Source organism: Salinimicrobium aquimaris, assembly GCF_035607535.1.
Classification (GTDB): domain Bacteria; phylum Bacteroidota; class Bacteroidia; order Flavobacteriales; family Flavobacteriaceae; genus Salinimicrobium.
Genome location: NZ_JAYDZX010000011.1, coordinates 25,232 through 39,330 on the forward strand (window position 1 = coordinate 25,232; position 14,099 = coordinate 39,330).

The 14,099-nt window shown below is 37.1% G+C and carries 10 protein-coding genes; 7 read left to right on the top strand and 3 right to left on the bottom strand.

From position 1 onward, the window contains the following. Window positions 1–189 precede the first annotated feature (189 nt). The 7 genes from VR862_RS10720 (at window position 190) to VR862_RS10750 (ending at window position 12,145) form a co-directional block, all read left to right on the top strand. Entirely contained in the window at window positions 190–1,104 is a 915-nt protein-coding gene (locus tag VR862_RS10720; protein WP_324720965.1) for a class I SAM-dependent DNA methyltransferase, read from the top strand. Between the two features lie 172 nt (window positions 1,105–1,276). Continuing rightward, complete coding sequence (locus tag VR862_RS10725; protein WP_324720966.1) at window positions 1,277–2,365, top strand: DUF4238 domain-containing protein; 1,089 nt, start codon at window positions 1,277–1,279, stop codon at window positions 2,363–2,365. Between the two features lie 197 nt (window positions 2,366–2,562). Then, window positions 2,563–7,638, top strand: a complete 5,076-nt coding sequence (locus VR862_RS10730; RefSeq protein ID WP_324720967.1) for a hypothetical protein — start codon at window positions 2,563–2,565, stop codon at window positions 7,636–7,638. A 167-nt stretch (window positions 7,639–7,805) separates the two neighbouring features. Next, window positions 7,806–8,429, top strand: a complete 624-nt coding sequence (locus VR862_RS10735) for a hypothetical protein (protein WP_324720968.1) — start codon at window positions 7,806–7,808, stop codon at window positions 8,427–8,429. Window positions 8,430–8,684: 255 nt separating this feature from the next. Then, the gene (locus tag VR862_RS10740; protein ID WP_324720969.1) at window positions 8,685–9,011 is read left to right on the top strand and encodes a hypothetical protein; all 327 of its coding nucleotides are present in this window, start codon (window positions 8,685–8,687) and stop codon (window positions 9,009–9,011) included. A 129-nt stretch (window positions 9,012–9,140) separates the two neighbouring features. Beyond that, on the top strand, window positions 9,141–9,515 hold the full coding sequence (locus VR862_RS10745; protein WP_324720970.1) for a type I restriction endonuclease: 375 nt from the start codon (window positions 9,141–9,143) through the stop codon (window positions 9,513–9,515). Next, entirely contained in the window at window positions 9,497–12,145 is a 2,649-nt protein-coding gene (locus VR862_RS10750; RefSeq protein ID WP_324720971.1) for a type I restriction endonuclease subunit R, read from the top strand. Before VR862_RS10745 ends, VR862_RS10750 begins: the two co-directional genes overlap by 19 nt. Window positions 12,146–12,234: 89 nt before the next feature. Here VR862_RS10750 and VR862_RS10755 read toward each other — a convergent pair whose 3' ends face one another. The 3 genes from VR862_RS10755 to VR862_RS10765 are packed head-to-tail and all read right to left on the bottom strand — an operon-like array spanning window position 12,235 to window position 13,717. Beyond that, window positions 12,235–13,182 carry a HipA domain-containing protein gene (locus VR862_RS10755; RefSeq protein WP_324720972.1) on the bottom strand — a complete coding sequence of 316 codons (948 nt, stop codon included), beginning with the start codon at window positions 13,180–13,182 and terminating at the stop codon, window positions 12,235–12,237. Beyond that, window positions 13,172–13,507 (bottom strand): HipA N-terminal domain-containing protein, encoded by a 336-nt coding sequence (locus VR862_RS10760; protein WP_324720973.1) that lies wholly within the window; start codon window positions 13,505–13,507, stop codon window positions 13,172–13,174. The genes VR862_RS10755 and VR862_RS10760 overlap by 11 nt, the downstream gene beginning before the upstream one ends. A 3-nt stretch (window positions 13,508–13,510) precedes the next feature. Further along, the gene (locus VR862_RS10765; protein ID WP_324720974.1) at window positions 13,511–13,717 is read right to left on the bottom strand and encodes a helix-turn-helix domain-containing protein; all 207 of its coding nucleotides are present in this window, start codon (window positions 13,715–13,717) and stop codon (window positions 13,511–13,513) included. Window positions 13,718–14,099 lie beyond the last annotated feature (382 nt).

The window sequence follows — 14,099 nt, forward strand, 5'->3', positions numbered from 1 at the left end:
TCAGTAAAATTATTGGTAGGGAATTTCTGTAGGGATTTAAATGTAAGAATTTTCCCTTCACACTTCCTTAACTTTTGCCTTTTTTTCTTTAAATTGGACTCCCTAATCCTTCCCTACCGGATTAATAAATAAGTGAGTCCACATATTTAATTTTACCGGTCTCTCTATTTCTAAATTAACCCCTATTTAATGGCAAAAGCAGACATTGATTTTGAAAAAGAACTCTGGGATGCGGCGAACGAATTGCGCGGCGCGGTATCTGAGAATAACTATAAAAACTACATCCTTCCCCTTGTTTTCGTAAAGCACCTTAGCGAACGCTATGAGGTGGTGCGCGAGGAACTGAAGGAGCAGCTGAATGATCCCAAATCTGATTATTACACTACAGATAAGGAGGAGATCAATTACGTCCTGGAAGACCGGGATGAATACCGCTCCCGAAATACGTTTAAAATTCCCGAAACCGCTTCCTGGCAGTATTTGAAGGACAATGCCGAGCAGGATGATATCAAGGTGAAGATCGATGATGCCTTTGATGTGATCCAGGAACTATTAACGGGGTATAACCCCCAGCTGGTGAATATTTTGCCGCGGATCTTTGTACGAAGTGAACTATCTCCCAAACAAACCGGCGGAATCATTAACCTGCTTTCCCACCCTAAATTTTCTGAAAAGGAAAATCCCGAAAGCGATATCTTGGGCCGTATCTATGAATATTACATTGGCCGCTTTGCAATGGCAGAAGGATCGGGTGCGGGGCAGTTCTTTACGCCCGGAAGTATTGTAAGGCTGCTGGTGGAATTGCTGGAGCCTTACAAAGGCCGCATCTTTGATCCGGCTTGTGGTAGTGGCGGGATGTTTGTGCAGAGTTTGAAGTTTATCAAGGAACACGGCGGAAACAAAAAAGACATCGCGATCTACGGGCAGGAAATGACCGCACAAACCTTGCGTTTGTGCCTGATGAACCTGATGTTTCGGTACCTTTCTTTTGATATCAAACTGGGGAATTCTTTGCTCGATGACAAATTTCCGTCGTCTTCCTCCGCTTCGGTCCCAACGTACCTTTTGAAGAAAAAATGGAGGGTCTCAAGACCCAATTATTAATGCAGTTTGAAAAAGGGGAAGAATTAAGAGAGAAGATTAAAGCTGATTTTGAGGAAATATTTTAAAATATAATTGATGACCAATCGGAAAAATGAGTACAGAAGTAAGGGCCAGTGCAAATAAACAATAAAAGAATTAAAGAATAAAAATTAGCGCATTTCTATCTACAATTATGAGACAACATTTCGTACCAAAAGTTTATCTCAAACATTTTGCAAAAAAAAGTGGAAATGAATATGTTGTTGATGTTTATGATATAAAGAAACGAAAATTTTTCAGTGCAAATACAAAAAATATTTGTGCTGAAAAACATTTATACACTCTCTCCGAAAATTCAAAAATTTCCAATGATATTCTATTTATTGAAAAAGAGTATGCTAATTGGATAGAACCATTATACCTTAAAGCATATGAAATTTTAATTAATAATTATGTTTCGCATATTTCTAAAAGTCAAAAGGAAACAATTTTAATTGGAGTTTTTCAATTATATCTTAGAAACCCTAAACATCTAAGAGAAACCCTTATTTATCACACAAATAAAATAAACCAACTTTATAAAATTCAAAAATCTGAGAATAAAAAAGGATTGACCTATTTAAATGAGGATTTTGGTTTTAGAGAATTTACTCTGGATGAAATTATAGGTAGTGTTCATTCAAAAATGAAGAATTTTTTTAAAGAAGAACATTTAGTTGGAACAAGAGCAATTGTAGATTTTCACAGAAATGCAGTGCTTGAAATAAGTAATATTAGAGATGATTCCGAATTTATTACGAGCGATAATCCATTAATAGCAGAGGATACCTTATCAAACGAAATAAATCCCTTATTAAGATCTAAAGAATTTACTGTTCCTATAAATAAAAAGTTTTTACTCCGAATTTTCCACGATAATTCGATGAACTCGGATGTAATTTATCGAAGGAAAATTCCAAATGGCAGTGTGGCGTCTTTAAATCATTCAATTTTGAGAGATAGTTCGAGATTCCTTATAGGGGATAAAAAAGCTATTGAAGATTTCTTAAAACTCAAAAATGATTTTTTAGATAATACTTCATTAGAATTAAAAATGGATGCTTTAAAGCAAATTCTCGATTTAGAATCAGCTTCAAATGGAAATGATAAAGCTATGCAGTTAATTAGACACTTTGTACAGCTCTATGAGCAAAAAGGAACTCTGACAAAACAAGAAGAGTATTTCCTATTTAATTCTATAAAGGAATTTGGTAGAAAAGCAAAAAGAGATAAATTATTATAACAGCAGCTACCACTGCTAAACACAATGCTTAAATTAGTCCCTGATCGAAGCTCCGTGCTCTATTGCTGCGCCTGATTGTCCTGCGGACAATCAAAATCAGCTCGCATTGTTTTGTACGAGACGCTGTGGGTAATGCTGAAAAAATACTTTGATTATCAAATTATAATCGCCTAAAGAGAAAAAAGAACTAATTAAATATGTCAGACAAAGGAAGCGTTTTTCAAAAAGGAGGTGGTGGGACAAACTTTGAGCAACTCGTTCAAACAGCATTTATAACAACGCTTATCATACGTGGTAATGTTCCTTCTATAGATTCAGGTCAACTTGCAGAGGTTGCTATGCAAATAACTAATAGAGGCTATGAGACTGACGATTTTATGGCTACTGCAAAATCCAAGAAAGGAGATCATCGCTTATTGGTTCAAGTAAAACACGACATTTCATTTACTGCTGACAATGAAAAATTTAAAGAAGTAATTGGTGCTTTTTGGAAAGACTATAATAATACTTCAATTTTTGACAAAACAAGAGATAAACTCATAGTAGTAAAAAATGGTTTAACTAAAGATGAACGAAATCATCTAAAATCACTTTTCAATTGGGCCACAACCCACGCTACAGAAGCCGATTTTATTTCGGAAGTACAAAGAATAAAGGGAAAAAAGAAACGGCTAGATGTTTTCCGCGAAGTACTAAAAGAAGCAAACAGAAATATCGCCTTAAGCGATAAAGAGTTATGGGAATTTTTAAAATGTGTTGATATTCTAGAATATGATTTTTCAAACGAAAGTAGTATTGATAAAGCATATTTTCTTAATCTCATCAAGCTATGCAGAAGTAAAGATTCAACTGCTACAGAAAAAGAAATTTGGGATAGTATTTTTGCTTACGCTGGAACACTTAATCCAAATGGTGGGAGCGTTACAGTTGAAAGCATTAAAGACAGAGATTTCTACAATCATTTTGACAATACACAAATAAGTCCATATTTAAAAACTGTTGAGAAACTTAAATCAGACAGCAGAGAGATTTTACGACCAATAAAAACTTCAATTGGATCTGGCGGAAATCAATTTCAATTACCGAGAACCGAAGCAAAGGAAAAAATTTTAGAGGCATTAAGCCGTAATCAAATTACGATTGTAACAGGAAAGCCGGGTGTTGGTAAATCCGCGAAAATCAAAGAAATTCTTGAAAAAGATTTTCAAAATTCAAGCGTGTTCGTTTTCAGAGCTGATCAATTTAATGAATCAACACTTGCAAATGTGTTTTCAAGGCAGGGCGTGAACGAAACGATACAAGATATTTTCTCCTGTATTTCTCTAATCCCTGAAAAAATCATTTTTATTGATAGTTTGGAAAAATTATTAGAAGCAGATCCGGAATGTGCTTTTAGACAATTAATAGGATTGCTTACAGAACATCCTGAAATCAAGGTTATTGCTTCATCCCGGAGATATGCGATTGATTTAATTACCTTAAAATTCGGAATTAATAAAAATGAAATAGACATAATTGACGTTCCAAGTCTCAATGGAGAAGAACTTAAACTTGTAGCTGATAAATTTCCACAGTTAAGCAGTGTTCTGAAAAATGACAAAGTCAAAAAATTACTTCGAAGCCCAAAATATCTCGATTTTTCAATATTAGCAATTGGTAAAACAGACGAAGATTATGCTACGGTTTCAATAACTGAATTTAAAGATAAGTTGTGGAATTCATTGGTTGTAGATTCGACAAATACAAAAAACGGCCTGCCAATTAAAAGAGAAAAAGCGTTTCAAGAAATTGCAGTTAAGAGAGCAAAAGAGATGAAACTCTTTACTACACCCGATAAATCCGATGCGGAAGCAATTGTTTGTTTAGAAAATGACGAAATAGTATTTCAGGAAAACAACAATAGAAAGTATGCCCCCACTCACGACATTTTAGAAGATTGGGCTTTAGTAAAATATGTTTCCTCAACCTTCGAAGATTTTCCTGAACCAAAAGATTTGTTTGTTAACTTGGGGAATGAACCCGCTATCAGACGAGCATTTCGCCTATGGGTAGAAGATTATCTAATTGACAACAATAGCACTATAAGCGAGCTAATTAAGACGACAATTTCTGACTCAACGATTGAAAAATATTGGGCTGATGAATTGCTGATAGCTATTTTTAAATCCGAAAACAGTAATTCGTTTTTCCTAAATTTTGAAAAAGAACTTCTTGAGAACAATGCTGTTTTCTTCAACAGATGTTTGCATATCATAAAAACTTGCTGCAAAGAAAGCGATCAAAAAGCCAATAATAGCAATTTTCTTTTACCTATTGGTTCGGGCTGGAAAGAAGCAATATTTTTTATTCAGAAGCACATAGTTCAATTAGACACAATTAAACTATCAATACTGAATTTTCTTACGGAATGGTATTACCGATTACTTTTTCAATACCACAAAATTGAAGGTTTAGAATTAGAATCGGCAAAATCTATCGTCCTTTTTTACCTTAAAGAAGTTGAGGAAGAAAAAGAGTTTTGGCAAGAAGAAAACGCCAGAGATAAAGCTTCAATCTTGATTACAATTTTGTTCGACTTGGCTACAATTTCAAAAGAAGAAATTATACAACTTCTTTTTAGAGCATTTGATAATAACGAAAATCGTGATTCTTGGAGATTGAACACTTTTTACGAGAACGTAATTGAAAGTTGTCTTTCAGGTATAGGAAATCAACGTTTATTAAAGGAAGTACCCGAATTAATTGTTGAAACAGCTTGGAAAAATTGGAAATACATTCCACCGAAAAAAGAAGACTTTCCTAATGGTTTAGGATTTTTAGCAAGCCGTTTACGAGACGAAGAATGTTGGGGCATTAGAGAAAAGCATTCTTTTTTTCCTTCAGGAATCTACAAGACACCATTTTACAATTTATTGTGGGTTCACCCAATCATTGGGTTAAAATTCATCATTGATTTTATCAATTATTCAGTTGATTTTTACGTGAACGCTACTTGTGAATACAAACACAAAATCTCACAAATAGAAATTGAATTGAAGGATGGGACAGTAGTAAAACAATATGCTGCCTGGGAATTATGGGCAGCTTACAGAGGCTCAAGCGTTACAAATTACGCTTTGGAATCATTGCTGATGAGTTTGGAAAAGTTCTTATTGGAAACAGCAAAACGAAAAACAGATATAAGTAAAAAGAACATACAATTTATGTTTGATTATGTTCTTAAAAACAGCAATAATGTTGCCCCATTATCGGTTTTGACAAGCGTTGCAATTGCATATCCTGAAGAAGTTGAAGAAGCAATGTTACCACTATTATCTATACCTGAATTTTATGATTGGGATTCAAGCCGGGCACTTCACGAACATTCAGTACTTTCTCCTATGGACAATCGGATTGCATTTGCACAAAAGGAGCGGGGGGAATCAAATCAATTAATACATAGAAAACAATACACACGTGGATTAGGAGACTTTATTGTGAATTATCAATTCAATATTAGAAAACTCAATCCAGAATTACACAACCTATTTGATAAACTTAAAGAAGATATTAAGGAAGATGATGTAATGTGGAAAAAGCGATTGAATGAAATTGATACAAGAACTTGGGAAATTCAACCATATGATCAAAAACTTGGAGGATTTATTGTTCAGCCCAAATACGAACAAGAAGTCGTTGAACATTTGTCTTCATCAAAAGATTATTTTGAAAAGCAAAATACCTCAGCTACATATTCAGATATAATTTCAAAAGCTCACAAAAAAGAAGAACCCATTAGTTGTGAAAAATGGATAGAGTGCTATCAGTATTATTCTGACGATAATAATTTCGATACCTTTTTCAGTAAACCTATAACACTTGCTATTCTCGGATTACGTGAATTTTCAAGTTCTATTGGAGAAGAACAGAAAAGTTGGTGTATAGAAACCATTGTAAATTCAATAAGCTCTATTCTTCAAGATACATTTAGCAGAAATTACAATCTTAATAAGAGCATTAATATAATGGAAAAGGAATTGGCATTATCATCTTTCCATTTGCTGATGCAAAATGCAAATAATGATGAAGATAAAAATGAAATAATAGCAACAATGATTTATATGCTATTTGCACCGTTTCACGACCACGAAATTGATAAAATCACTACGTACATTAGAGAGAAGTTTTTTCCACAATTTCCGGATGAGGCAAAAAGAATTTGGCTTGGGCTTATCAACTATTCCAATTACAAAAAAGCTCATCCACATTTAAACGGTTACCAAGATGAGGAAAAGTTAAAGGAAGCACAGGAAAATGAAGAAAATTTTGTTCAACGAATTTCATCTGACAAAAATTTAAAATTAGACCTGGCTGAAATAAATTTAGAAAAAAGCAAAGCATATTTATTGGCAAGAGCTTTGGTAATTACCCCTTACGATACAGCTGATAATGATTTTACAGATTTCATAAACCATATATTACCAATCGTTCTTAGTGATTTAATTAAAAAAGAAGATTATTCTTATAATAGAAGAAGAGAATCACGCCAATTTCATCACGAATCGATTTTTTTTATTCAACAATATCTTGCCAAATTGTTATTGAACTCAAATTTTAATTTTTCAAAATCTATTTTAACAACGTTAGTTGATTCATTATCAAACCAAACTAAAAATCAAAAGTTTGGAAGTAATGACTTGCTTGAATTTGTAAACACAACTTTAGATTACCTTGTATTAAAGTTATATGACAATGGGAATTTGAAAATAGAACAAAAGAAATACGCAAGACAACAAGCGAACTTTTGGAATCTTTGGGAAACTCTTTTTGATTTAATTCCTAGCAACGGAAAACATCCGCTAATCAAAAAACTTCTGTTGGACATAAGATATTTACTATGGGATTACCACGGTAATCCGAATGAAAATAGTTGGAATGTTTTGGTTGGCAAAAAAGATTTCTACAAAAAAATATACCTTGAAAAGGGTCAAAACCATACTTCCTCGGCGATTAACGTGTTTTCAACCGTTGGAGAGAAAGAATTTCTACCAGACGGCATAAGTTGGTTAACAAAAATATTTAAAACAAATACTCTTGCTTCACGGGCTTTGACGACAAGTGCGGCAGAAAGAATGATAAAACGACTTTTTTACAACCATATTTCTAAAATCAAGAAGGACAAAACCTTAATAGATGATTATGTTTGGATTTTGAACCGAATGGTTGATTTAGGCTCATCCGAAGCATATCTATTCAGGGAGAATGTAATTACATATAAAAACCTTGAAAACTAAAATGCACATACCCTCAAAATCTCCTATAAACAATTGTGGAATAATTGATTAACGAAAGTACTAACATAGCTGAAAGGGCAGTAATAAACTGAAAAGTTTAGGTTTGAAAACCAACAGCTCATAGCCGAAACCATTGTTTACAATGGTGAAGAATAAACCGAAAACAAATGACCAACGAAAGTAACTTTATTGACGAGAATATAAATATTTATATAGACTTTAATTATTTAACAGCTAAGCAACTTTCAATAATAATTAATTCCGCAAACGAAATCTACAACGACCTCATCCAGATCGGTGTTTTCGATGATTTTGTGTCATTCTCTCCTGAAAATCATTATTTTAGTCGCTTTCTTCATATTCCCCTATGTATCCAACAAATCAACACTGGAAATTCAGTTAATACAAAATTTTCTCTTGAGAATAGGCTCTTCCCTGGATATAGAATTGAGAATGGGGACACTTTAAAAATTTTACTTCCAAAATGGTCTGCAGCTGTAATTATGACTGGCTATATACTTACTTACGGTGTAGAAAAATATGAACAATTTTTAGAAATAAAAATAAAGGAGTTAGAATTAGAAGAAAAGCAAGATGAAAGAAATGAGAGGAAGAAAAGAGAACTTCAAAACCAATCCTTAAAATTATCTGAGTATAGAAATCAGCGTAACAACTCAACTTACATTAATATCCAAACAAATTATTATCAATTTCAATCACAAATTCAACAAAAGAATATAAACAAAGTTGAAGTGAACGGGATATCAGTCAAACAAGACACTGGAGAATAAGAACAACTCACAACACTTTAAAAACAATTCTAAAATAAATCTTGAATAGAATCTCAGTATATGCTTTATTAGCGCATTGTCCTGCGGACAATCTTGCTCGCCAGCCCGCACTTTTTTTTATACAGGATAAACCTGCAAATGGATACCATCCAAAATTTAAATATGAAAACAAAGGAGACATTCCTCTCAAATCAAAAACTAAAACCTTTCAAGGAATATTTATGCAACTGAACTCACAGCGAAAAATCTATTAATATGGATCCATCAATTTTAACTGGAATTTTTACTTTATTAGGTGCCATTATTGGAGGCCTAATTACCTTTTTTCTTCAAAAACAGCGATTCAATCAAGAATTAAAAATTTTACAGGAAAACTACAAAACTGAATTCGTGGCGGAAACGACAATTAAAAAATTTTTGAATGACCCAAGGTTTACAGATAGAACTTTCGCAACTATTAAAAAACATTTAGGAGGCTTTGATGATGAAGAGCTAAGAAAGTTAATGGTTAGATCAGGGGCAATCAGAATTTTTAAAGGAGAAGAGGAATATTGGCGTCTAATAGATGCAAAAGACGCATAAACGTTAAAACACAGGTGCTAACCCAAATTACAACCAAACCCTCACTCAACTCCGCGACACTTTACTTTCAAAACTCATCAGCGGGGAAGTCCGCGTAAAAGACGTGGAAAAAACCTACTCTGAAGTCCTATGACACAAATGATCGAGATCACGGTGCAAAAGGCTGCCATAGAGTGCCTTCAGGAGTTGGGGTACACTTATAAAGAAGACAATTCCCTGCAGCGGGATCTCAAAAAAGTGGTTTTGGAGGAGGATCTTCTGGAATTTTTAGTGAGCTCTTATCCAGGTGTACCTTGCACCGCCATTAACGAAGCCCTTTCAGCTTTTACGCAGCACGAAGGAATGGATCTCGATCACCGCAACCGCGATTTTCATCTTAAATTGACCCAGGGAGTTTCCATTACCTGGAAAGATGCTTCGGGTAAGGAACAGGCCCGGCACCTCTACCCTATCAATTATAAAGAACCTGAGAAAAATACCTTTGTGTGTGTGCAGATGAAGTAAAGATCATTGGCAAGAACAGCCGGCGCACAGATCTGCTCATCTTCATTAACGGACTTCCGCTTATCGTTTTTGAATTCAAGAATATGTTTGATCCCGAGGTGGGCGTGGAAAACGCGCACCGGCAAATTGGGCATTACTTTCAGGATATTCCGCAGCTGTTTGATTACAATGCCATCACGGTAGTTTCAGATGGGCTGGAGACCCTGCACGGGATGTACAACTCCTCCCTGAAGTGGTTTGCTCCGTGGAAAAGTCTGCACGGGGATGACCTTCAGCAGCAACAGGAACTTCAGCTGGAAACCTTGCTGAAGGGATTATTTCCGAAGAAAACCTTATTAAACTACCTGCAAAACTTCATTTTCCACGAAGACCACAACGGTAAAATAATCAAGAAAGGCGCAAAATACCACCAGTACTGGGGCATCAAAAAAGCGGTGGACTCTGCGGTAGAAAATATAAAACCCAGTGGTGACGGTCGGCTGGGAGTGATATGGCACACGCAGGGATCGGGCAAAAGCATTTCGATGGCCATCCTTACCGGAATCCTTCGGCAAATGCCCGAAATGAAAAACCCCACCATCCTCATCCAGGTAGACCGCAATGACCTGGACCAGCAACTCTATGAGAATTTTGTGCTGTGCAAAGACCTGGTGGGCCACGTACAACACGCAGATACGACAGATGAGCTGCGGGCCCTGCTGAGCACCGATGGCGGTGGGGTGATCTTTACCACCATTGAGAAATTTCGGTTAAAAGAACTGGCTTCGGGAAAAGAGCTCTCCCACCCTGTACTTTCTGAACGACACAACCTAATTGTGATGGCAGATGAAGCCCACCGCACCCAGTATGGATTCCATAGCGGCGGCTTTGCGCAGAACATAAGACGCGCCCTGCCCAATGCCTCCTTTATAGGCTTCACCGGAACTCCCGTAGATGGCAAAGATGCCGATACCCAACAGGTATTTGGCCCCACCATTCACACTTACGATATCAAACAGGCCGTGGAAGACGGTGCCACGGTGCCCATTTATTACGAGCCAAAAATGGTCCCGCTCAACATCAAAGCCAAATATGACAAGGAGCTGGATGAAATGGAAGAAGATGAGGACGAGGAGAACAATGCCGTGTGGGCAGCGATAGAAGATGCCGCCGGGGCTGCAGACCGGGTGGAAAGAGTTGCCAAAGACATCCTCACCCATTTCAAGGCCAGAACCGAAAGCCTGGAAGGCAAAGCGATGATCGTTTGTATGAGCCGGAAGAACTGCGTAAAAATGTACAATGCCCTCACCGCGCTGGAAGGCTGCCCTGAAATAGCCGTGATAATGACCGGAAACATCAGCAAAGACCCTCCAGCCTGGAATCCCCACATCCGGACCAAAGATGCGATGGAAGCTATTAAAAAGCGTTTCCGTACGCCTGAGGATCCGCTGCAGATTGTGATCGTTCGCGATATGTGGCTCACGGGATTTGATGCCCCCTGCGCCCATACGATGTACGTGGACAAGATAATGAAAGGCCATAACCTGATGCAGGCGATTGCAAGGGTGAACAGGGTTTTCGGCGACAAACCCAACGGACTTGTAGTAGATTTTATAGGCATTTCCGGCTTCCTGGCCGAAGCCACCAAAAAATACACCGCCGGAGGCGGGGAAGGAAAACCTACTATAGATCTTGAAGCCGCGGTAAAAGTGTGCCTGGAGCAGTTTGAGAAAGTGAAATATATGATAGGTGATTTTGATGCGGAAACCATCAACGCAATGTCCTCTATGGACAGGATGAAATGGTCAAACTCTAAAGTGAACAGCCTTCTAAAATCTGATGCCGTGACCGATGCCTTTTTGCTCGAAGAGCGAAAGCTGGCAGAGCTGGTGGCAATGACAAGTTCAGATCCCCGTGTTTGGGAAATTCAGGAAGAGCTGGCGATCATTCAGAAGATAAGGCAACTTATCAGAAAGATCAAATTCCCACCCGGTCCGCGTAGGGAAAAGAATGAAAAGATAAAAGACCTGATAAGCAAATCCCTGGAGTCGCAGGAAATTGTAGACCTGGCGAAAATGTACAACCTCGACAAGATCGATATTTCCATAGTAGACGATAAGTTTCAGGCCATTGTAAAGGAAAAAGGCGATGAGAACATCAAAGTAGAATTGCTGCGCAGGATCATCAATGACGAGATAAGAGTCCGAAAGCCCAAGAACATCCGCCGGTTCAGAAAGCTAAAGGAAGAGCTCGAAAAAGTGCTGAGCAACTACCACAGGAATTCGCTGGATTCTATCGCGGCCATCAAGCATTTGTTGGATATCGCGAATGAATTTCAGCAGGATGACATCAGGACCAGGCAACTCGGTTTAACCGAAGACGAACTGGCTTTCTATGACCTCTTGTCTGCCAACGAAAAACTTCTCAACCAATCCGGTCCCATCCAGGATCTGGTGCATAAAGTAGTTGACTCCGTAAAGAAAAACCTCCAGTTGGACTGGACCAAAAAAGAAGACGCCCGTGCCGCCATTCGTCTGGCAGTGAAAAAAGAATTACGCGGCAAAGTACCATTTTCTGAACTGGATAATTTGTTGAAAGAAGTGATTGAACAGGCCGAGGGGCAGTATAGGGATTGGCCGATGGAGGCGTAGAAGAATAAAACAAAAGACTGATATTTCCATATCCTATTCCGAATGCCCATTTGCTATTTTCGAAAGGGAAATAGTAATACGCTCAAATTCTAACTATTGAGAATTGTATAACGCTCTCCTAAAAGATTCTTATATTTCTTCTGATATTCTTCTGAAAGAAAGGAGTTACTAATCCATTCAAAAGCAACTTTCTTATTTCTGACAAACCTTTTGAAAACTCCAGTGATCTGTTTTTCGTTTAAATCGAGTCCAAGACCTAATCTTTCAAAATGCGCTCTGTTAAGTCTTCTTTTCTTACCCTCCAGGGTCAAAGCAAGTTCTTCATTATCATCAGGGTTAACAATAGAAACGTTCAACAGGTCGTAAGCAGGTGACAGTGCCCAAAGGTCTCCCCTCTTAATAAGCGAAAAGTTCTTTAAATGCATATCATTGTTTCCAGTGAGGAAACTAAAAACAGCTAATTCAAAAAAGTAGAGCTTATCCAGCAACGTATTATTCGAATATAGCCCAACCGCTTTTCCAATTTTTTCCATAGAGCCTTTATATTTGTCTGTAGCTCCCAGGATTTGGAACATGTCGAGCATATGAATTTTCTTATCTGCATCAGTGCGATCTACTCTTCTTGTGATATAAGACAATTCCCCGCTCTGAAGCCGAATTAAACTTGAGAGAACAGTATTGATCCCAAAGGCTTCGGCAATTCTCATCGTCACATGTTCATTTTCAGGCATCTGAGGAAATGCCTCGGATGGTGGCTTTAGAATATACTTCCCTCCTAATGCCCCCACTACTGTTAACCTCTGCCGTTCTTCGTTTAGGGAACCTTCCACCAACGAAAGCGACAGCTTTGGCTGAACTCCGGGAACTGCAATACGTCTTTCTACAACATTCTTTGCAAGATCGCTCATCTGGCTTAGTGAATATTGCAGTTCAGGTGGTTCTTCTGTACCAAAAAAGGTTTTTACACAACTCCTGTGGAAATCTGGGAAGTCCGACTTTTGTAGTTCCTGATAACAATAAAGACACTTATTCTTCATTTCCCTCGGCAATTGGATGAACACTTACTGCACCTATACAATTTTTACAACAGGCCAAAAGTAAACCCATGCGGTCTCTCCTGTTTATTTTCCAGTTCTTAGAAGCTATGTCAAGCAACCATCCTTCAGGAATAAGACCTTCAAAAAAAGGGAAAAGATGCTTGTCCACGTAGGGTTCTTCTCTTACCGGCATGGTGAAAGTTAAAAACTGCGTAGGGTTCTCTTTAATATAAGTTGTATCATATTGAAATTTATACTCTCCTTCGTCAGTTTCCGTTAAGATTCCTGCTAAAGTATGGCCATAGAAAATTTCTGCCTTTCTCATAAATTAGGTTATTTCTTTCTGCTCCACGGGTGCCAGTACGTGCCCGAACATTTTTAGCACATGATTGACCTTTTCCAAATTCAAATTTTCCTTCCCTTGTTCAATCTTCCGGACTACGGTTAAGGCCACCCCTGCTCTTTCGGCGAACTCCTCCTGGGTAAGGTTGTTTTCTTTTCTCTTTTCCTTTAAAAAATGCGCAAGATTCTTCATTATATGTGATGAGATATAATTATTGTCAAATATAATAGTTTATATGTAAGTAAATATAATTACCACGAAAAATATCTTTTTATATGCTAATGCATACATATTAGAAATTAAGATACTTTTTAATTATTCCTACCTCTAAATTTGTTTTCAACAATTTTCCTTTATAAACGTCCAAGATGAACAGTTATCATAGCTTAGTACTTAAAGGATGTATTTTCATCTCTTTCCTTTTCTAGGAGCTTCTTTTCACGCCACCTCAAATACAGGAATTCAAGTCAAAAACGGGCCCGTAGGTGAAATTATTGGTGAAATTATTAAATTGGCGAAATTATCGGCGAAATCACCAAAAACCAAAGATTTTGCAGTAAATAGACTTTTCTTT